The organism is Streptomyces sp. NPDC020422 (genome assembly GCF_044386705.1).
In the GTDB taxonomy this organism is placed as follows: domain Bacteria; phylum Actinomycetota; class Actinomycetes; order Streptomycetales; family Streptomycetaceae; genus Streptomyces.
Map to the genome: position 1 here is coordinate 356,358 of NZ_JBIRVJ010000004.1, position 20,186 is coordinate 376,543.

Consider the following 20,186-nt stretch of genomic DNA (forward strand, 5'->3'; position numbering starts at 1 on the left):
TTCGGGTCCGTCCGCGATGCGGACGGGTCTGTCTGTTGCACCTCTGTTGTATCTAAGCTGTGCGCATGGCATCCGCACCCCCCGCAGCAGACCGCGTCTACATGCACGTCAAGCAGGCGGTCCTCGACCGTCGGTACGAAGGGGGGACCCTGCTCACCGAGGGGGAGCTCGCGCAGGCCGTGGGTGTCTCCCGGACGCCCGTGCGCGAGGCGCTGCTCAAGCTGGAGATGGAGGGGCTGCTCAAGCTCTACCCCAAGAAGGGCGCGCTGGTGCTCGCGGTCTCCGCGCAGGAGATCGCCGACGTCGTCGAGACGCGGCTGCTCGTCGAGGAGTTCGCGGTGCGCCGGGCCGTGCCCGCGGGCCCCGGGCTCGTCGCACGGCTGGAGGAGCTGCTCGAGGAGCAGAAGCGGCGGGCCGAGGTCGGGGACCTGGCCGAGGTGGCCGCCACCGACCGGGCCTTCCACGCGGAGATCGTCCAGCACGCCGGAAACCAGATCCTGGCCCGGCTCTACGACCAACTGCGGGACCGGCAGCTGCGGATGGGCGTGGCCGTGATGCAGTCGCAGCCCGACCGGGTGGCCAAGAACATCGCCGAGCACGCCGAGATCCTGGAGCGGATCCGGGAGGGGGACGCCGAGGGGGCCGCCGCCTGTGTGCGGCAGCACCTGAGCTGGGTCAAGGTGCTGGTCCGGGGTGAGGCCCGGTGAGCCGCGACGGATACGGGTCGGCCGTCAGCCTGCCCGGGGACCCGCCCGGCGGGCGGCGGGCGGCGCTGGTGTGGGGCGTCGGCGTCGCCGTCTACTTCGTCGCCGTCATCTTCCGGACGTCCCTCGGCGTCGCCGGGCTCGACGCCGCCGACCGCTTCGGCGTCAACGCCTCCGCCCTGTCCACGTTCTCCATACTCCAGCTGCTCGTCTACGCCGGCATGCAGATACCCGTCGGCCTCATGGTCGACCGGCTCGGCACCAAGAAGGTGCTGACCATCGGGGTGCTGCTGTTCACCCTCGGGCAGCTGGGCTTCGCGCTCTCCCCCTCGTACGGCATGGCGCTCGCCTCCCGCGCGCTGCTCGGCTGCGGCGACGCGATGACCTTCATCAGCGTGCTGCGGCTCGGCACCCGCTGGTTCCCGGCCCGCCGCGGACCGCTCGTCGCCCAGCTCGCCGGACTCGTCGGGATGGCCGGCAACCTGGTCTCCACGATCGTCATCGCCAGGCTCCTGCACGGCGTCGGCTGGACCGCCGCCTTCGCGGGCAGCGCCGTCGCCGGGGTCGTCGTCCTCGTCCTGCTGCTGCTCTTCCTCAGGGACCACCCCGAGGGATACGAGCCCGAGCCCCAGCCCCACGCGGGCGCCGCCTTCGTCCGCCGGCAGATCGGCGAGTCCTGGCGCGAGCCCGGCACCCGGCTCGGGATGTGGGTGCACTTCACCACCCAGTTCCCCGCCATGGTCTTCCTGCTGCTGTGGGGACTGCCCTTCCTCGTCGAGGCACAGGGCCTGACCCGGGAGACGGCCGGCTCCCTGCTCACCCTGGTGGTGGCCTCCAACATGGTGGTGGGGCTCGTCTACGGGCAGATCATCGCCCGGCACCACTCCGCCCGCGCGCCCCTGGCGCTCGGCACCATCGGCGTGACCGCCACCCTGTGGGCCGCCACCCTGGTCTACCCCGGCGAGCACGCGCCGATGTGGCTGCTGATCGTCCTGTGCACCGTGCTCGGCGCCTGCGGCCCCGCTTCGATGATCGGCTTCGACTTCGCCCGGCCCGCCAACCCGCCCGAGCGGCAGGGCACCGCCTCCGGGATCGTGAACATGGGCGGCTTCGTCGCCTCCATGACCACGCTCTTCGCCGTCGGCGTCCTCCTCGACGCCACCGGCGACGACTACCGGATCGCCTTCTCCTCGGTCTTCGTCCTCGAAGCCCTCGGCGTCGTGCAGATCCTCCGGCTCAAGGCGCGCACCGCCCGCCGGGAGCGGGAGCGGCTCGTCGCCAGCCGGGTCGAGGCCGTGCACGTGCCCGTCTGACGGGCCCCGCCGGTCCCGCCGGCTAGTTGGGCGTGACCGCGAAGCGGTCCAGGATCGCCCGCGCCAGGTCCTCGTCGCCCTCGGTCTTCACCCGGTCGGCCACGTCGGCCGGCCGGACCCGGCCGCAGGCCAGCCGCACATACGTCTCCCAGTCCGTCGTCAGCGTCACCGCCGGGCCCAGCGAGGGCGCGCCGTCGACCGAACCGTTGCCGTCGGCGTCCACCCGCACCGTGCGCAGGAACTCCACCGGGCCGGTCACGTCCAGGACCACCGCCGAACTCGCCGGGGCGCCCGCCTCCTTCGCGACGACGTGCGGCAGCGCCTCCAGGAGCACGTCACGGGTGATGTACGCGCCGGGCGAGTCCAGGTTGCCGGGGACACCGAGCGCGGTGCGCAGGTCCTGCTCGTGCACCCAGCAGTCGAAGGCGCGCATCCGGTAGGCCAGTTCCAGGGTCTGCTCGGCGCCGAGCGGGGCGCGGATCAGGGTGTCGGGCTGCCGGTTCTCGTTGCGCAGCTGGCGGGCCCGGCGGATCAGGATGTACTCCAGCTCCGAGGTCATCTCCGGCGCGGTGTGGTGCCGGCGCACATCGACCTGCATCTCCATGTAGCGGGCGAAGTCCGAGCGCACGTGGTAGAGGTCGCGGGGGAGGCTGTGGATCGGGCGCGGATCGCCCAGCATCTCGGTCTCCATGCCGATGACATGGGAGACGATGTCGCGGACCGACCAGCCCGGGCACGGTGTGGCGCGGTTCCACTCGCCTTCCACGAGCGGCTGCACCAGCTCGGCTATCGCTTCGATGGAGTGGGTCCAGGCGTCGGCGTAGTTCTGGAGGCTGGGATGGACGGTCACGGGACCCCTCGGCGGCGCTGGTAAGGCTGGGCGGGCTGAAAACATGACTGCGTGGGAGGCTCGCTGGCTAAGTTACGCTGCCCGCAGGCACCCCGGCAGTGCTTTCGTGTGACGATCGTAGGCCGGTGTTGACGGCTCGAATGCCAGGACGGTGGTAGTGTGCGCGCCTCGCTGATCCAGATCGCGGTAGACCCGGACGAACCGGTCGCCGACCGCCGGACGCGCGTGGCGCGCCTGGTGCGGGCCGAACGGGGCGCGGCGGACCTGGTGGTCCTGCCCGAGCTGTGGCCCGTCGGCGCCTTCGCCTTCGAGTCCTTCGCCGCCGAGGCCGAGCCGCTCAAGGGCCCGACGTACGAGGCGATGGCCGCCGCGGCGCGCGACGCCGGGGTCTGGCTGCACGCGGGCTCGATCGTCGAGGCGGCGGGCGGCGCGCTCTACAACACCTCGCTCGTCTTCTCGCCCGACGGCGAACTCGTCGCGTCCTACCGGAAGATCCACCGCTTCGGCTTCGACAAGGGCGAGGCGGTGTTGATGGCGCGCGGCGAGGACCTCGTCACCGTCGACCTGCCGCAGCTCACCGTCGGCGTCGCCACCTGCTACGACCTGCGCTTCCCGGAGCTGTTCCGCGGGCTGGTCGACGCGGGCGCGCAGGCCTTCGTGCTGCCGGCCGGCTGGCCCGCCCGGCGCCGCGGACACTGGACGCTGCTCGCCCAGGCGAGGGCCGTGGAGAACCAGGCGTACATGCTGGCCTGCGGCACCGCCGGCACCCACGCCGGGGTGGAGCAGGCCGGCCACTCGATCGTCGTCGACCCCTGGGGCGAGGTCCTCGCGGAGGCGGGCCCCGGCGAGGAGACCCTGCGGGTGGTCCTCGACGCGCAGAAGGTGACGGGCACCCGCGAGCAGTTCCCGGCGCTGAAGGACCGGGTGCTGTAGCGGGCCCGCGCCGCGCGCTGTCGGGTTCCTCCCGGCCCGCCCGCGCGGCGCGCTGTCGGGTTCCTCCCGGCCCGCCCGCGCCACGCGCTGTCGGGTTCCTCCCGGCCTGCCCGCGCCGCGCCTCACACGGCGATGGCGTTCAGGGCGGACGAGGCCGCGGGGGCTCCGGGGCGGCCTCCCGGCGCGTACTCCGCCCACGCCGACGCGAGTCTGCGCACCGCCTCCACGAGATCGTCCGGCGGCAGCAGGAAGTGCAGCCGCAGCATGCGGGTGCTCCCCCCGAGGGCGTCCATCGTGGAGCCGGGCAGCACGGCCACCCCGTGCCGCAGCGCGACCTGGGCGAAGGAGACCCCGTCGCCGCCGGGCAGCCGGACCCACAGGGTCTGTCCGCCGGCGGCCGGCGGGCACTCCCAGGAGGGCAGCCGACGGGCGAGCTCCGCGCGCAGCAGGTCGTGGCCGGCCCGCAGTCGCGCCACCCGGGACCGCAGGAGCGACGGGAAGGCGCCGAGCAGCCGGGCCGCCACCAGCTGCGCCGGCACGTCACTGCCGAGGTCGTGCAGCGCCTTCAGCCGCGCGAGCCGCGCCACCAGCGGGGCCGGGCCGCGCACCCAGCCGATGCGCAGGCCGCCCCAGACCGTCTTGCTGAGCGAGCCGACGCCGATGACCTCCGCACCGTACGAGGAGAGCGGCGGCGGCCCGGTCCCGTCGAAGCGCAGCTCGCTCAGCACCTCGTCGTCGACGAGCGGGATCCCCAGCGACCTCGCCGCCGCGACCAGGCGCCGTCCGAGCAGCGGCGGCAGGTCGGTGCCGGTGGGGTTGTGCAGGTGCGGGACCACATAGGCCAGGGCGGGGCGGTGACGCTCCATCACGGCGACCGCCGCCGCCACGTCGAGCCCGTCGGGCCCCACCGCCACCGGGTGCGGCACCGCCGCCGCCTCCCGGAACAGGTCGAGCGCCCCCGGATAGCTCGGCGCCTCCACGAGGACCCCGTCGCCGGGCGCCACCAGGAGCCGGGTGAGCAGCCCGATCGCCTGCTGGGCGCCCGTCGTCACCAGCACCTGCGCCGGGTCGGTCGGCACGCCCCGCGCCGCATACCGGCGCGCGACCGCCGCCCGCAGGGCCGGGACGCCGGCCGGGTGGTAGCCGAGGTCGGCCTCCGGCAGGACGAGCCCCGCGTAGGCCTCGGCCAGCTCGGGCGGCGGCGCCGGAGGAGCGGCGCAGCTCAACAACAGGACGCCGTCGGAGGCTTCGAGGAGGTGCAGGAACATCGGGTTCGACGTCTCCGTCACCCGGGGCCCCGGCGGGGCGAGCGCGGCCGGCGCCACGCGCGTCCCGCTGCCCTGCCGGCGCACCAGGCGCCCTTCCTGGCGCAGCGTGTCATAGGCGGCGACGACCGTCGTCCGGCCGACCGAGAGCGCGGTCGCGAGCCGCCGGTCGGGTGGCAGCGGGGCGCCCGGCGGCAGCAGGCCCTCGTCGATCAACTGGCGTATGCGGGCGGCGAGCAGCAGGTACAGCGGCCCCCGCCCGGCCGACCAGCGCCCGAGCCAGGCGACCAGTTCGTCCGGGCCCAGGGGGGCCGGGGGTGCCATTGGTTCCATCGGCGGACCAATCTGCCGGGATTGGTCCTGTGGGCGCAAGCCCGCCGTCCACAGACTGGGCGTCATGAGCGCCGACTTCCTTCCCGAAACGTCCCGTCCCGAGACCCTCGCCGTGCACTCCCCGCAGCCCTCGATCCACGGCAGCAGGCCGCTCGGCGTCCCGCTCCACCAGGGGCACGTCTTCGCCTTCGAGACCGCCGACGCCATGGCCGAGGCCTTCCACTCGACGGACACCTTCCTCTACAGCCGGATGGGCAACCCCACCGTCCGCGCCCTGGAGGACGCCGTGGCCCGCCTGGAGGGCGGCGTCGCCGCGCTCTCCTACGCCTCCGGCATGGGCGCCATCAACGGCGTCCTGCTCGGACTGCTCGCCAGCGGCGGCCACATCGTCGCCCAGCGCTGCCTGTACGGCGGCACGTACGCCCTCCTCGCCGACCTCGCCGCGCGCTGGGGCGTCGACGTCACGTACGTCTCCGGCTCCGACCCGGACGAGGTGCGCGCCGCGCTGCGCCCCGAGACCCGGCTGCTCTACCTGGAGACCATCGCCAACCCGACCACCCGGGTCTCCGACCTGCCCGCCCTGATCGCCGTCGCCCGCGAGGCGGGGGTGCCGTCCGCGGTCGACAACACCTTCGCCTCGCCGCTGCTGTGCCGGCCGCTCGCGTACGGCGCCGACATCGTCGTGCACTCCGCGACCAAGTACCTCGCCGGCCACGCCGACGTCCTCGGCGGCATCGCCGTCTTCGGGGACGAGGAGCTGTACGGGCGGGTCCGCCACTACGCGGTCGAACAGGGCGCCACCACCGACCCGTTCGCCGCCTGGCTGACCCTGCGCGGCCTGCAGACGCTGCCCCTGCGCATCGAGCGCCAGTGCGCCAACGCCGCCGAACTCGCGGCCCGGCTCGCCGCCCACCCGGCCGTGGCCGCCGTCCGGCACCCCGCCCTGGCCTCCCACCCCGACCACGAGGTGGCGGCGCGGCTGCTGCCGCGGGGCGGCGGCGGGGTGGTCTCCGTCGACCTCGCGGGCGGCCGCGAGGCGGGCCGGGCCTTCGTCGAGGGCGTCCGGGTGGCCTCGCTCAGCGCCTCGCTCGGCGATGTGAAGACCCTGGTCATGCACCCGGCCTCCACCTCGCACCGCCAGTTGGACGCGGCGGCGCTGGAGGCGGCGGGCATCGGCCCGGGCACGGTGCGGATCTCGGTGGGCATCGAGCACGTCGAGGACCTGTGGGCGGACCTGGAGCAGGCACTGGCGAAGGCGCTCTGAGGAACGGAGGACCGGAGAACCGGAGAACCGGAGAACCGGAGAACCGGAGGACCGGAGGACCGGAGAACCGCGGGGCTGAGGGACCGGGCCCCTCCCTCAGTCCTCCCGTTCCCGCTCCGCCATCCGGATCACGCACACCGCGACCGCGATGAGCATGGCGGGATCGGCGTCCTCGCGGACGGCGTTGACGGCGTACGTGTCGCGGACGTGGAACCACTGGCGGGAGATGTGCGCGAGCAGCTCCCCGTCGTACTCGACGGTGAACTCCCGGTCCAGGATCCGGCCGCTGACGTCGAGTTCGGTGCCCTCGACGAGGGTGACGCGGTAGTGGTTGCGCAGCAGCGACAGGCGCTTGCGGCGGATGGTGGCGAGCGGCCGGTCGTCCCGCTCGATCGTCATCGCGTCGCGCAGGCTGAACATCTTCTGCCGCAGCGTGATCAGGACCTGCCCGTCCGGGTCCTTCAGCTCCAGGGTGTCGCGCAGCCGCATCGCCTTGCCGTCGACGAGGAAGGCGTGGCGGCCCCGCTCGTCCTCGATCCAGTAGTCGTCGCCGATCGCGAAGATCTTGTCCCGTACGAGGTATTTCATGACGGCATGCCTTCCCCGGAACACCGGGTCCGTCACGCCGGCCCCGTCACGCCGGCCCCGTCACGCCGGGAAGTAGCGGGTGAACGGGTCCGGGCTCGCGCCGAGCGTCGCGCCGAAGGGCGCGTCCAGCTGGTGGATGAGCAGCACGGTGAAGGCGATGAAGCCCGACAGGCCCATCACCATCACCACATGGGTGGTGCTCCGCTTGATCCCGAACAGGAACATGAAGGCCAGGGTCAGCACCCCGCCGAGGACGAGCCCGGTCCACAGCACGGGGGACAGGCGTTCCTCGGCCGCCGCCTCCCGCCCCCGGCGGGCGTCGTCCACGAACCCCACCTGGGCGAGCATCTCCTGGGCGGCGATCTGCTCGCCCGTGGTGGCCCTGCCGTGCAGCTCGCCCGCCCGGCGCAGCCGCTCCAGCAGCACCCAGCCCTCCGTCCCGAGCGGCTCGCGCTCGGTCATCCGCGGCCACTCGACGTCCAGCACGTGCGTGGCGTACGAGCGGGCCGCCTGCCGCACCGGCTGCCGCTGCGCGGCGGGGAGGGCGTCCGCCAGGAGGTACGTCTGGTGCAGCGCGCTCGCCTCGGCCCGCACCATGTCGTCGGCGGCGGCGCGGTTCTCCCAGACGGAGACCAGGCAGAGGCCGAGCACCAGGGCGTAGAAGACCGAGACCATCATCGCGATGTACTCGGCCAGGTCCTCGCGGGGTTCGTCCTCCTCCCGCATCGGGAAGAGCCGCGTCTTGCCGACCACGACGAGCCCGGCGACCAGGGCGACACCGAGGACGACGACGAGGGTTTCCAGGATGACCATGGCGTCTCTCAGTGGGGCCGGGAGCCGAACACGGCGGCGGCGATCGCGGCGGGAACGAGCAGGAACAGCAGCGTCAGGACCACGCCGAGGTGCGGGAGTTCGCGGGAACGGCGGTGGATCCGGGCGAGCAGGCCTTCGTCCTCGGCGACGGCGACGGCGGCGGCCGGGGGGCGGGGCGTGGTGGGCAGGGCAGGGGGGACGGGGACGGGGGCGGGGACGCGGGGGACGGCGCCGGGCGGCCGGGCCGGGGGTACGGCGGGGGGCGCGGCGCCCGGAGCGGCGCCCGGAGCCGCTGCCGGGCCTCCTGCCGGACCGGCGCCCGCGGGTGCGCCGCCGGCGACCCCGCCCGCGCCTCCAGCCGCTGCCCCACCGGGCGCACCGGCCACCCCGGGAGCACCGGCAGCCCCCGCCACCCCGGCCCCCGCCCCTGGGGACCGCGCCGCCCCACCCCGTACCGCCGGCCCCCCGTTCGCCCCCGCGGCTCCCGCCGCAGCCGGTCCCGCCCCGGCCCCCGCCGCTCCCGGCCCCGTCCCCGCCGTCAACCGGAACTGCGCCGAAGCGCGCGCCGTGAGCTCCGGCGCGGGGACGGGCGTGCCGCCCTCGCCGATCGTCGTGACCCGGTCGCTGCCCGAGACGAGCCCGGTGCTGCGGTAGGTGCCCGGGGCGCGCCGTACCGTCGCCGTGCACCCGGCCGAGGCGCCCGGAGCCAGCAGGGGCACCGTCCCCGGGGAGTCCGTGCCGCAGTCGATGCCGCCGGGCACGGCGCCCAGGCCGGGGTCGCTGAGCCGGACGGCGTGCAGGGGGCGGTTGCCGGGGTTGGTGACGGTGTAGCGGACGACCGCCTGGCGTGCGACGACCCGTACCGCCTCGGTCAGCCGCAGCGCCCCCGCCACCCCGTCGTATCCGGAGCGGGCGGTGGCGGTGAGGCGCTTGTTCAGGGAGGGGACGCTCCCCGTGGCGCGGGCGGTCGCCGGGTGGGGGCCGGGCAGGGCGCGGAAGCGGGCCGTGCAGAGCATCGAGCGGAGCGCCGTCAGCGGCTTCGCCGGGCAGCGCACCAGGTCGCCCGGCACGCCGGGGTCGGCGATCCGCACCCCGTACAGATCGGCCTCGCCCCGGTTGACCAGGCGGTACCGCTTCACGACGACGGCCCCGGCGCGCACGGCGCGCGCCTCGGCCCCGCTCGCGCCGTTCACGGTGACGCTCATGGCGAGCGCGCCGTCGCCCGCCCCGCCGGCCCGCGCCGCCGGTGCCAGGAGGGGCAGGAACAGACAGGCCAGGAGGCATGCCGGCAGGCACGGCGGCAGGACTAAGCGGATGATCGTTCCGGCTGTCATGTCCGCCATGCTCACCAGGCGTCCCGCCTCCGCCCGCGCCGGGACACGCCCGCGTCCCGCCACCCGGGCCCCTCGTTCATCCGTCCGGCCGGACGTACGGCACCCTTGAACCTGAACGACGACTCCGTGTGCGCGCGCGTCCGTGTCCGTGCCCCCGAGCTGATCGGCAAGGGCGGCTGGCTGAACACCGGCGGAGACGATCTGACCCTCACCGACCTGCGGGGGAAGATCGTTCTGCTCGACGTCTGGAATTCCTGAACCCGTAGCACCCTTCAACCGGGGGGCTGCTGGGAGAAGGCGAAGACGCCACCTGGCTTGAGGTTCGCGTGAACCATCGGCAGCAGTAGGCCGGGGTCGGTGAACCAGGTAGCGCCGAACACGCTGTAGACCGCATCGAAGGTCGTGAACGTGTCTCCGAGGTAGGTGAGGGCGTCGGCCCGGTGGAGTTCCATCCCGTCCACGCTCGGCCACCGCTCGCGTGCTTCGTGGACGTATCAGCGTCCGTGCTTGCCCCACCCCCCGGTAACCGGCGCACAGGAACCCTGTTCGTCCGGGGCGTCCAAGGAGGCTAGCCCGTGGTGGAACGGATCCCGTAGGTGCGCAGGACGACGGCGTCGTACGTCCGTGATCCGGTGTTCATGGGCCAATGGCAAGCTTGAAGTATGAACGATGCTGCATCGGCGCCCACCCCCGCGCCCGCGCCCCGCCGTGCCCGTGTCCGTGCTCCCGAGCTGATCGGCAAGGGCGGCTGGATCAATACCGGCGGGAAGGATCTGAAGCTCGCCGACCTCCGAGGTCGCACATTGATCTTGGATTTCTGGACCTTCTGCTGCATCAACTGCCTGCACGTCCTGGACGAGCTGCGGGAGCTGGAGGAGAAGCACCGCGACACCTTGGTGATCATCGGGGTGCACTCGCCCAAGTTCGTCCACGAGGCCGAGCACCAGGCCGTCGTCGACGCCGTCGAGCGCTACGAGGTGCACCACCCGGTGCTCGACGACCCGGAGCTCGCGACCTGGAAGCAGTACGCCGTACGGGCCTGGCCCACGCTGGTCGTCATCGACCCCGAGGGGTACGTCGTCGCCCAGCACGCGGGCGAGGGCCACGCCAACGCGATCCGGACGCTCGTCGAGGAGCTGGAGGCCGAGCACGGGGCGAAGGGGACGCTGCGGCGCGGCGACGGGCCGTACGTGCCGCCGGAGCCGGTCGCGACCGACCTGCGCTTCCCCGGCAAGGCGGTCCTGCTCCCCTCGGGCAACTTCCTGGTCTCCGACACCACCCGGCACCAGCTGGTGGAGCTGGCCCCGGACGGCGAGACCGTGGTGCGGCGGATCGGCGACGGGGAGTTCCGGGAGCCGCAGGGCCTCGCGGTGCTGCCCGACGGCAAGGTCGTCGTCGCCGACACCGTCCACCACGCGCTGCGCCTGTTCGACCCGGCCACCGGCACGTCCGAGCGGATCGCCGGCACCGGCCGCCAGTGGTGGCAGGGCTCGCCCACCTCGGGTCCGGCCCTCGACGTGGACCTGTCCTCGCCGTGGGACGTGGCCTGGTGGCAGGGCAAGGTGTGGATCGCCATGGCCGGCGTCCACCAGATCTGGACGTACGACCCCGAGGCCGGGACCGTCGAGGTCGCGGCCGGCACCACCAACGAGGGCCTGGTCGACGGGCCCGCCGCCGAGGCCTGGTTCGCCCAGCCGTCCGGCCTCGCGGCCACCGCCGACCGCCTGTGGGTGGCCGACTCGGAGACCAGCGCGCTGCGCTGGATCGACCCCGACGGCTTCGTGCACACCGCCGTCGGCACCGGCCTCTTCGACTTCGGGCACCGTGACGGCGCCGCCGACCAGGCCCTGCTCCAGCACCCGCTGGGCGTCACCGCGCTCCCCGACGGCTCGGTGGCCGTGAGCGACACCTACAACCACGCGCTGCGCCGCTTCGACCCGGCGAGCGGTGAGGTCAGCACGCTCGCCACGGATCTGCGCGAGCCCAGCGACGCGGTCGTGGTCGGCGAGGACGTCGTGGTCGTCGAGTCGGCCCGGCACCGGCTGACCCGGCTGCGGCTGCCCGAGGAGGCCGTCCAGGTCGAGTCGGTCGCCCACCGCACCCGGCGCGAGGCCACCGAGATCGGCCCCGGCGGCCTGCGTCTCGACGTGGTCTTCCAGGCTCCGAAGGGCCAGAAGCTGGACGAGCGCTACGGCCCCTCGACCCGGCTCCTGGTCTCCTCGACCCCGCCCGAGCTGCTGCTCGCGGGCGAGGGCACGGGCACGGACCTGTTCCGCGAGCTCGAACTGAACCCGGAGCTGACCGAGGGCGTCCTGCACGTCTCGGCGATGGCCGCGTCCTGCGACGACGACCCGGCCAACGAGTACCCGGCCTGCCACGTGCACCAGCAGGACTGGGGCGTCCCCGTGAAGGTCGTCGAGGGCGGCGCGGCCCGGCTGCCGCTGATCCTGGCGGGAATGGACGAGGCCGCCGCGGGCGCCTGAGACCCGGCCCCACGCCACATGCGGAACGGGCCCCCGGCGACCGCCGGGGGCCCGTTCCGCATGTGGCGTGGGCGTCAGCGCACGTCGACGAGGATCCGGGGGCTCTTCGCCCACAGGTGCTTGGGGTCGGAGTGGATGTGGCTGGCGAAGATCCAGCCGTCCCCGCGCTCCTTGAAGCTCGCCCGGAACATGCCGTCGGCGGCCGTCTTGACCACGGCGACCTGGAAGGACTGCTGGGGCTTGTTCTTGGGCGAGAAGTAGACGTACACGGGCTGGCCGGCGTACGAGCGCCAGTTCGGCACCGCGTGGGTCAGCCGGCCCGAGACGGCGATCTTCGCGCCCTTCTTCACCGTGGCCGGCACCTTGAACGAGGTGATCAGGGTGGCGATGCGGCTCGCGCGGACGACCGGGCCCACCGTGCCCTTGACGGTGGCGGAGCCGGAGTAGACCGCCCGGTAGTAGCCGGAGGCCGGGGCGGGGATGGCGGTGCGGAAGTAGCTGTCGCCCTTGGTGAGCGTCACCGTCCCGAGCTTCTTCCAGCCGTCCCTGCCGTTCGGCGAGATCTGGATGTCGAGCGCGTTGTGGGGGCGCGGGGCGCCGTCGACGTCCAGGAGGCCGGACACGGTCAGCCGGGAGTCGAGGCCGAGCTCGGCGCCGAACTGCCCGATGCGGCTCACGCCGGTGGTGTGGAAGGTGAGCGGGGCGGCGGGCCGGTTGCTGAACCAGTCGCCGTAGCCGACGTTCAGCACGCGCTGCTCGCCCGCGAACGGCACCGCCGTCTCGGCGCTGAAGCGGCCGTGCTCGTCGGTGACGGCGCTGCCCTGGTACAGCCCCGCCGCGTTCTCGATCCGCACGTCCGCGAACTCGGCGGGCTTCCAGGTGCCGTCGATCTCGTACTCGACCGTGCCGGTGACGGCGACCTTGGTGTCGTACACGCCGCTGAAGTCGCTCTTGTCGAGCGTGACGCGGGCGGGCAGCCCCTGGGGAGTCACCTCGACGCTCTGCGCGGGGGCGGTGCCGGCGAAGGCCCGGACGAGCGCGGGCCTGCGGTCCGCGATGAACCAGTGGGAGAAGCGGCCGTCCGCGTCGGTCCGCAGGTACTCGCGGTACGAGCCGTTGTCCAGGATCACCGACGCGTCGGTGACCGGGGTGCGGGCGTGCGTCACCGGCTGCCACTCCATGAGCCGGCCGCTCGCGGTGACCTTCATGTCGTCGATGGTCGGGTGCGGCCGGTCGACGCCGAAGCCGTCGAGGTACCGCTTGGCGGTGTAGGCGTACGTGCCGGCGTTCTTCAGCGTGGTCTCGTCGCCGTCCGCCTCCTTGAGCAGGAGGTCGACGGCGTAGGTGCCGGCGGTGGCGAGCCGGACGTCGTCGGCGGTGATCCAGTCGCCCTTCCTGCGGTCGCCCGAGGCCAGGGTGAAGTCCTGGACGGTGGCGACGGCCGTGTCGTCACCGGTCGGGTGAAGGACGGCGGTGACCCCGGTGATGTCGCTGTCCGCGGCGAGGTCGTCGACGAAGAGGCGGCCGAACTCCGTGGCGTCGCCGGAGACGGAGCGGAGGGTCGGTCCGCCCGCCGCGAGTGCGGTGCCCGGCACCGCGAGTACGCCCAGCGCCACGGAGGCGGCCAGGGCGAGGGAAAGGGAGCGCGTCGTGCGCTGCATAGGTGTGTCCCCCCGAACAGGTTCCCGAGGCGCGCCGACACGCGAGAACGTCTGGTCGAAGAGACGCGCCCCGATCTTCGATCGTACGGGAGTGCGGGGCGGGTCGATCAACGGGTTTCCGCGGGCCCCTGCGATCCGCCCGCCCCGGGCGCCCGGGTGCCGTGCGTCTCCCCCGGGCCCTTCCGGTCCCGCGGCCGGGACCGGTGCGCCCGCCAGGCCGCGAGGGCCTCGGCGCGGGTGCCCGCCGGGTGGGCGGTGTGCCAGTCGCGCAGGAAGCGGTTGAGTTCGAACGGGGCGTCGATCTCCCGCGGGCGGGCCGCCTCGGCCCGGGTCCCGTGCCAGTGGCGGGCGGCGTCGCCCAGCGTGCGGCCGGCGTTCTCGGCGATGTACGCCCGCATGGGCGCGTCGAAGTGGAACGAGGGGCCGAGCTCGGCGGTGAACCAGGCGCGCAGCACCTGGCTGCAGCGCTGCCCCTCCGGGATCACGGTGTCCGCGTCGACCGGGGCGGCGAGCTGCCGGGACGCCCCGGCCGCCCGGCGGCGGGCGGCCGGGGGCGGCAGCGGGCGCCCGTCGAGGGCGGCGGCGAGCCGCTCCGTGACGGCCGCCTTGCCGCCGCCGGCGGACAGGCCCAGGGCCCGGGCAAGGGCGGTCAGCTCGGCGAGGGTCCAGTACCAGCGCAGGAGCTCGGCCCCCGTGAGCTCCGCGGTGAGCGCGGGCCGGGGCTCCGGGGCGGGTACCGGCATCCGCTCAGCCCTCCAGGAAGGCCACGAGCGCGTTGGCGAGGTGGTGCGGGTCGTCGGAGCCGCACAGTTCGCGGGCGCTGTGCATGGACAGGCAGGCGACGCCGATGTCGACGGTGCTGATGCCGTGGCGGGCGGCGGTGATCGGGCCGATCGTGGTGCCGCAGGGCATGTCGTTGTTGGAGACGAACGACTGCCACGGCACGCCCGCCTTCTCGCAGGCGGCGGCGAACACGGCCCGGCCGCTGCCGTCGGTGGCGTAGCGCTGGTTGACGTTCACCTTGAGGATCGGGCCGCCGTTGGGGCGCGGGTGGTGCGTCGGGTCGTGGCGCTCGCCGTAGTTGGGGTGCACGGCGTGGCCGACGTCGGAGGAGAGGCAGACGGAGCCGGCCAGCGCGCGGGCCTTGTCCTCGTAGCCGCCGCCGCGGGCGTAGACGGAGCGCTCCAGGACGTTGCCGAGGAGGGGGCCGTGGGCGCCGGTGTCGGCCTCGGAGCCGTTCTCCTCGTGGTCGAAGGCGGCGAGGACCGGGATGTACGGCAGGTCCGGCAGCGCGGACACGGCGGCGAGGGCGGCGGCGCAGGCGTGGACGGAGATGAGGTTGTCCATCCGCGGGCCGGCGAGCAGCTCGCGGTCGCGGCCCAGGTAGGCGGGGGCCTCCACGGCGTGCACCATGAGGTCCCAGCCGGCCACGTCCTCGGCGTCGAGGCCCGCCTCCTCGGCGACGAACGAGATCAGGTCGCCCTCGTGGACCTCGCCGAGCCCCCAGATCGGCTGCATGTGGCGCTGGCGCTCCAGCTTCATGCCCTCGTTGACCTGCCGGTCGAGGTGGATGGCGAGCTGCGGCACGCGCAGCACGGGGCGGTCCACGTTGACCAGGTGGTGGCTGCCGTCGCGCAGGGTGACCCGGCCGGCCAGGCCGAGGTCGCGGTCGAGCCAGCTGTTGAGCAGCGGTCCGCCGTAGATCTCGACGGCGATCTGGCGCCAGCCCTCGCGGCCGAAGTCGGGCTGCGGCTTCACGCGCAGGTTGGGGGAGTCGGTGTGGGCGCCGACGATCCGGAACGGGGTGTGCGGGGCGGCGCCCTCGGGCACGTACCAGGCGATGATCGCGCCCCCGCGGATCACGTACTTCCCGCCCGTCGTCCCGTCCCAGGCGTCGGTCTCCTCGACCTTGCGGAAGCCGGCCTTCTCCAGGCGCCCGGCGGTGTTCGCCACCGCGTGGTACGGCGAGGGGGAGGCCGAGAGGAAGGCCATCAGGTCATCGGTGTGGCCGCGGTCGAACCGGGGAGCTGCGCTACTCATGCCGTTCACCTTACGCAGGTCCCGGTATGCGGACACGGGGCCGGTGCCCTTCTCCCGGAAGGGCAGAACGGCCCGCTCCCCTCCCCGGGAGCGAGCCGTTCCTGGTCGGACGGAGGCGCGTCTTTAGAACGCGGCCTCGTCCAGGTCCATCAGCGAGCCGTCGACGTTCTCCGCGAGGAGGCGCTCGGCGGTCACGCCCGGCAGGACGTTGGCGGCGAAGAACTTCGCGGCCGCGATCTTGCCCTGGTAGAAGGCGACGTCCTTGCCGGTCGCGCCGGCGGCCAGCTTCTCGGCGGCGACGGCCGCGCCGCGCAGCAGCAGGTAGCCGACGACGACGTCGCCGGAGGCGAGCAGCAGGCGGGTGGTGTTGAGGCCGACCTTGTAGATGTTCTTGACGTCCTCGCCGGTGGCGGTGAGGTCGGTGAGCATCTTGCCGACGATGCCCTCCAGGTCGACGGCGGCCTTGGCGAGCGCGTCGCGGGCGCCGGCCAGTTCCTCGCCGCCGGTGCCGACCGCGAGGAACTTCTTGATCTCCTCGGCCAGCGCGTTCAGGGACGCGCCCTGGTCGCGGACGATCTTGCGGAAGAAGAAGTCCTGGCCCTGGATGGCCGTGGTGCCCTCGTAGAGGGTGTCGATCTTGGCGTCCCGGATGTACTGCTCGATCGGGTACTCCTGCAGGAAGCCGGAGCCGCCGAAGGTCTGCAGCGACTGGGCGAGCTGCTCGTAGCCCTTCTCGGAGCCGTAGCCCTTGACGATCGGGAGCAGCAGGTCGTTCAGGCCGTGCAGGGCCTTCGCGTCCTCGCCGGCGGCCTCCTTGATCGCGATCTCGTCCTGCACGGCGGCCGTGTAGAGGACGAGGGAGCGCATGCCCTCGGCGTACGCCTTCTGCGTCATCAGCGAGCGGCGGACGTCGGGGTGGTGCGTGATGGTGACCTTGGGGGCGGCCTTGTCCATGAAGTTCGCCAGGTCGGTGCCCTGGACGCGCTCCTTGGCGTACTCCAGGGCGTTGAGGTAGCCCGTGGACAGGGTGGAGATCGCCTTCGTGCCGACCATCATGCGGGCGAACTCGATGATGAGGAACATCTGGCGGATGCCCTCGTGCTTGTCGCCGACCAGCCAGCCCTTGGCGGGGTGCTTGTCGCCGAAGGTCATCTCGCACGTGTTGGAGGCCTTGAGGCCCATCTTGTGCTCGACGTTGGTGGCGTAGACGCCGTTGCGGGCGCCGAGCTCGCCGGTCTCCCAGTCGAACTCGTACTTCGGGACGAGGAAGAGCGACAGGCCCTTGGTGCCGGGGCCGGCACCCTCGGGGCGGGCGAGGACGTAGTGGAGGATGTTCTCCTCCATGTCGTGCTCACCGGAGGTGATGAAGCGCTTCACGCCCTCGATGTGCCAGGAGCCGTCCTCCTGCTGGATCGCCTTGGTGCGGCCGGCGCCGACGTCCGAGCCCGCGTCGGGCTCGGTGAGGACCATGGTGGAGCCCCAGCGCTTCTCGACGGCGATCTGCGCGATCTTCTTCTGCGCCTCGTTGCCCTCGTTGTAGAGGACGCCGGCGAAGGCGGGGCCGGAGGAGTACATCCAGATGGCCGGGTTGGAGCCGAGCAGCAGCTCCGCGTAGGCCCAGACCAGGGAGCGCGGGGAGACGGTGCCGCCGATGCCCTCGGGGATGCCCAGGCGCCAGTACTCGGAGTCCATGAAGGCCTTGTAGGACTTCTTGAAGGACGCCGGGACGGGCGCGGTGTTGGTCTCCGGGTCGAAGACCGGCGGGTTGCGGTCGGCGTCGGCGAAGGACTCCGCGAGCTCGTTCTCGGCGAGGCGGCGGATCTCGTCGAGGATGCTCTTCGCGGTGTCGACGTCCATCTCCTCGAACGGACCGGTGCCGTACACCTTGTCGCGGCCGAGCACCTCGAAGAGGTTGAACTCGATGTCGCGGAGATTCGACTTGTAGTGCCCCATGGCGACGGCTCCGTAAAGGCTCGGGGAGGCGGTTTCCTCGTTCGCGTACACACGACGGCTACCGGCGGGTAGTCCACGCTCTCTACGATGATGCTACCCACCGGTAATAACGGCAACCCCTCACCGGACATTTGTCTGTGACCCCGCCCTCAGTGGGGCCGCGGGCCCGCCGGTCAGTCGCCCGTCTCGTACGCCGGGTCCGTCCAGCAGGGCGAGGTGACGGAGACCGAGAGGCTGTCGCGGGAGGCCTTCTCCCACTTCGAGGCGTCCTTGTAGGTGGAGGGCAGCAGCAGCTCGATCGTGGCCGTGTGGTGGTCCTGCTCGTGCTCCACGTCCAGCTGGAGCTGGCGGGCCGCGGACTTCGCCGGCTCGAAGCGCAGCACCTTCCAGCCCTTGGCCGGCAGGTCCCGGTGCAGCCGGTCCATGGCCTGCTTCAGGGCGTCGGCGGTCGGCGCGTACATCGACCAGAAGTGGCGCACCCGGTAGCCGTGGTCCACCCCGTCGCAGGGCGAGGCGTCGGGGGCGCCGTTGCTCGCCTGCTTCAGGCCGGCGGCGTCGAAGATCTCGCTGGAGCGGGTCCGCACGAGGTCCTTGGCCTCGGCGACCTTCTTCGCCTGCGGTTCGTACGGCAGGTCGCCGGCGGAGTCGTTCATGGTGCTGCATCCCGTCGCGAGGAGAAGGGCGGTGGCGGCGGCCGCCAGGCCGCCGGTGCGTACGGTCCGTGCGCTCACTGGTTGGTCACTTCCTGGTAGCGGCCGGTGACGACACGGGCCTGGTTGTTCAGGCTCTCGGTGCCGTTGTCCCAGTACCCGCTGTGGCCGCGGGAGCCGTCCGTCGCCACGATGTGCGCGCCGAAGTCGGGGTTGGTCGGGGTCAGGGTCTTCACCACGCTCTGCCCGTCGCCGTCGATCCACGAGGGCAGGATGTCGATGTCGACCTTCTTCGGCGCATGGCCCCAGCCGCCGATGTCCGGCACCGGGTCGCTGGTCACGAAGGGGATGTTGAATCCGCCGTACTTGTCGTCGGTGAGCAGGTCCAGCGGGGTGCCGGGCAGCCGCAGGCCCTTCAGGTACGGGTCGCTGTCCGCCTCCGCCGCGTAGACGTGGCCCTTGGGCACGTCCAGGTCGGTGGCGCTGCCCACCTGCATGCCGGGGCTGCCGGCCACGAAGATGTCGTCGGCGTGCAGCGTCCCCTGCCGGGCGGCGGAGCCGATGACCGTGGAGCCGTAGCTGTGGCCGGTGACGGTCAGATGGGTCGGGTCGCCCTGGTGGGTGGCGCGCAGGCCGTCCACGAAGGAGTTCAGCTTGGGCGCGCCGTCGTTGGCGTAGTGACTGAAGGGGGCGTCCTTGACGATGTCCTGCGGGGCGTCGTAGCCGAGCCAGGTGATGGTGGACACGCTCTGCCCGTTGGCCAGGTTGTCGCTGGCCCGCCAGAGGGTCTCCATGCGCTTGATGTCGCCGCCGATGCCCTCCAGGTTGGAGGTGGTGCCGGGCACGTACATCGCGGTGTGGGTGGCGGTGTCCGGATTTCCGTTGGCGACGATCGCGTGCCCGTTGCCCTGGGTGTCGAAGCCGAGGAGGTACGCCTCGGGCAGCGGCTTCTCGCCGGGCTTCTCGGCCTTCCCGGTGCGGTCGAAGCGGTCCTGGATGGCGTTCATGCCCTTCAGGTCCGCCTCCAGCTCCTTCTTCCGGTCGCCGTACTTCTCGTTCCACTCGCGCCACTCGGGGTTCTTGATGACCGCCGGGTACTGGCCGCTCGGGTTCGGCAGGTACTCCTGCGGCTGCTTCGGTATGGCGTTGAGGTCGAGCTGGGTCTGGGCGCGGGTCTCCGCGAGGACCATGCGGTTGGCGTCGTCGCGGACGGCGGAGGGGATGCCGTCCAGGGCGCCGATGGAGGCCGGGTAGAGCGTGGCGTACTCGTCGCGCTGCTCCTGGGTGAGGCCGTTCCACCAGTCGGCGTTCTCCTTGGGGGACTTGCCGTGGGGGATCTTGTCGTCGTCGGCGTACTTGCCGGCGGCGTCCTGCATCGCCTTGGTGTCCTTGGCGGCGTCCGCGAGGGTCTCGTCGCTGACCGTGAGGCCGGGCTCGGCCTTGAGCTTGCGGAGCACGCCGGCGTAGCGGCCGTCGATCTCGTTGGCCTCCCGGACGGCCTGGCCGATGCGCTCGGCGATGTCCTCGGCCTTGCCCTTGTTGGCGTCGGCGCTGCCGATGCCCTCGGCCTTGCCGGGGAGCATGGGGAAGGGGGCGCCCTCGTGAGCGGTGTTGGTGCCCGGCGCGAGCACCTTCGAGTCGGTCGGGTACGAGACGCTGCCGTCCGCGTTCACGGTGAACTTCAGGTTCTCCGCGTCCTCCAGCGCCTGCTTCAGCTTCTTCTGCGGCGCCGCGAGTTCGGCGGCGAGCGCGTTGAGCGCGGTGCGGATCAGCCCGCACTCGGTGTGCAGGTACTGGTAGTTGCGGGAGAGCTGCTGGACGTCGCCGCCGGCCTTCTGGGCCGTATCGCCCTTCTGGGTGTCGTGGATCTTGGCGAACATGCCGTTGTCCACGCGGTCCTTGTCCGCGTTGGCGCGGGAGCTCACCTTGCCCCAGCCGTCGGCGGCGTCGGTGTACTCGTTCAGCTTCACGTCGCGCAGTTGCTGCCAGGTGGGCATGGCGG

General features: G+C 72.8%; 18 protein-coding genes. 6 read left to right on the forward strand and 12 right to left on the reverse strand.

From position 1 onward, the window contains the following. Window positions 1-65: 65 nt before the first annotated feature. Complete coding sequence (locus ACH414_RS12435) at window positions 66-707, forward strand: GntR family transcriptional regulator (RefSeq protein WP_382539275.1); 642 nt, start codon at window positions 66-68, stop codon at window positions 705-707. After that, the gene (locus tag ACH414_RS12440) at window positions 704-2,017 is read left to right on the forward strand and encodes a nitrate/nitrite transporter (RefSeq protein WP_382539278.1); all 1,314 of its coding nucleotides are present in this window, start codon (window positions 704-706) and stop codon (window positions 2,015-2,017) included. The genes ACH414_RS12435 and ACH414_RS12440 overlap by 4 nt, the downstream gene beginning before the upstream one ends. Window positions 2,018-2,039: 22 nt before the next feature. On the opposite strand, the gene ACH414_RS12445 is transcribed toward ACH414_RS12440, so the two are convergent. Continuing rightward, a complete protein-coding gene (locus ACH414_RS12445) occupies window positions 2,040-2,867 on the reverse strand; it encodes a maleylpyruvate isomerase family mycothiol-dependent enzyme (RefSeq protein WP_382539281.1) in 828 nt (275 codons plus the stop codon). A gap of 159 nt (window positions 2,868-3,026) precedes the next feature. Between ACH414_RS12445 and ACH414_RS12450 the strand changes: the two genes are divergently transcribed. Continuing rightward, window positions 3,027-3,800 (forward strand): carbon-nitrogen family hydrolase, encoded by a 774-nt coding sequence (locus tag ACH414_RS12450; protein ID WP_382539284.1) that lies wholly within the window; start codon window positions 3,027-3,029, stop codon window positions 3,798-3,800. Between the two features lie 122 nt (window positions 3,801-3,922). Here ACH414_RS12450 and ACH414_RS12455 read toward each other — a convergent pair whose 3' ends face one another. Next, entirely contained in the window at window positions 3,923-5,389 is a 1,467-nt protein-coding gene (locus tag ACH414_RS12455; RefSeq protein ID WP_382539287.1) for a PLP-dependent aminotransferase family protein, read from the reverse strand. 73 nt (window positions 5,390-5,462) lie between these two features. Between ACH414_RS12455 and ACH414_RS12460 the strand changes: the two genes are divergently transcribed. Then, window positions 5,463-6,662 carry a trans-sulfuration enzyme family protein gene (locus ACH414_RS12460; RefSeq protein ID WP_382539290.1) on the forward strand — a complete coding sequence of 400 codons (1,200 nt, stop codon included), beginning with the start codon at window positions 5,463-5,465 and terminating at the stop codon, window positions 6,660-6,662. A 96-nt stretch (window positions 6,663-6,758) separates the two neighbouring features. Here ACH414_RS12460 and ACH414_RS12465 read toward each other — a convergent pair whose 3' ends face one another. The 3 genes from ACH414_RS12465 to ACH414_RS12475 are packed head-to-tail and all read right to left on the reverse strand — an operon-like array spanning window position 6,759 to window position 9,397. Further along, window positions 6,759-7,250 carry an LURP-one-related/scramblase family protein gene (locus tag ACH414_RS12465; protein WP_398941733.1) on the reverse strand — a complete coding sequence of 164 codons (492 nt, stop codon included), beginning with the start codon at window positions 7,248-7,250 and terminating at the stop codon, window positions 6,759-6,761. Window positions 7,251-7,310: 60 nt separating this feature from the next. Further along, window positions 7,311-8,063 (reverse strand): hypothetical protein, encoded by a 753-nt coding sequence (locus ACH414_RS12470; RefSeq protein WP_382539297.1) that lies wholly within the window; start codon window positions 8,061-8,063, stop codon window positions 7,311-7,313. A gap of 8 nt (window positions 8,064-8,071) precedes the next feature. Then, a complete protein-coding gene (locus ACH414_RS12475) occupies window positions 8,072-9,397 on the reverse strand; it encodes a hypothetical protein (protein ID WP_398941734.1) in 1,326 nt (441 codons plus the stop codon). Window positions 9,398-9,502: 105 nt separating this feature from the next. Between ACH414_RS12475 and ACH414_RS12480 the strand changes: the two genes are divergently transcribed. After that, complete coding sequence (locus tag ACH414_RS12480) at window positions 9,503-9,655, forward strand: hypothetical protein (RefSeq protein ID WP_398941943.1); 153 nt, start codon at window positions 9,503-9,505, stop codon at window positions 9,653-9,655. A gap of 14 nt (window positions 9,656-9,669) precedes the next feature. Here the strand turns inward: ACH414_RS12480 and ACH414_RS12485 are convergent, their stop codons facing one another. After that, complete coding sequence (locus ACH414_RS12485) at window positions 9,670-9,849, reverse strand: methyltransferase domain-containing protein (protein ID WP_398941933.1); 180 nt, start codon at window positions 9,847-9,849, stop codon at window positions 9,670-9,672. A gap of 210 nt (window positions 9,850-10,059) precedes the next feature. Here ACH414_RS12485 and ACH414_RS12490 point away from each other — a divergent pair, with 210 nt between their 5' ends. Next, entirely contained in the window at window positions 10,060-11,880 is a 1,821-nt protein-coding gene (locus ACH414_RS12490) for an NHL domain-containing thioredoxin family protein (RefSeq protein ID WP_386563327.1), read from the forward strand. Between the two features lie 74 nt (window positions 11,881-11,954). On the opposite strand, the gene ACH414_RS12495 is transcribed toward ACH414_RS12490, so the two are convergent. The 6 genes from ACH414_RS12495 to ACH414_RS12520 form a co-directional block, all read right to left on the reverse strand. Further along, the gene (locus tag ACH414_RS12495; protein WP_398941735.1) at window positions 11,955-13,541 is read right to left on the reverse strand and encodes a hypothetical protein; all 1,587 of its coding nucleotides are present in this window, start codon (window positions 13,539-13,541) and stop codon (window positions 11,955-11,957) included. A gap of 107 nt (window positions 13,542-13,648) precedes the next feature. Further along, window positions 13,649-14,284, reverse strand: a complete 636-nt coding sequence (locus ACH414_RS12500) for a DUF6434 domain-containing protein (RefSeq protein WP_398941737.1) — start codon at window positions 14,282-14,284, stop codon at window positions 13,649-13,651. 4 nt (window positions 14,285-14,288) lie between these two features. Next, a complete protein-coding gene (locus tag ACH414_RS12505) occupies window positions 14,289-15,581 on the reverse strand; it encodes a M18 family aminopeptidase (protein WP_382539311.1) in 1,293 nt (430 codons plus the stop codon). A 123-nt stretch (window positions 15,582-15,704) separates the two neighbouring features. After that, window positions 15,705-17,534 carry an acyl-CoA dehydrogenase gene (locus ACH414_RS12510; protein WP_382539314.1) on the reverse strand — a complete coding sequence of 610 codons (1,830 nt, stop codon included), beginning with the start codon at window positions 17,532-17,534 and terminating at the stop codon, window positions 15,705-15,707. A gap of 173 nt (window positions 17,535-17,707) precedes the next feature. Beyond that, window positions 17,708-18,265 carry a hypothetical protein gene (locus tag ACH414_RS12515; protein ID WP_382539317.1) on the reverse strand — a complete coding sequence of 186 codons (558 nt, stop codon included), beginning with the start codon at window positions 18,263-18,265 and terminating at the stop codon, window positions 17,708-17,710. Then, window positions 18,262-20,181, reverse strand: a complete 1,920-nt coding sequence (locus ACH414_RS12520; RefSeq protein ID WP_382539320.1) for an alpha/beta hydrolase — start codon at window positions 20,179-20,181, stop codon at window positions 18,262-18,264. Before ACH414_RS12520 ends, ACH414_RS12515 begins: the two co-directional genes overlap by 4 nt. Between the last annotated feature and the right edge of the window lie 5 nt (window positions 20,182-20,186).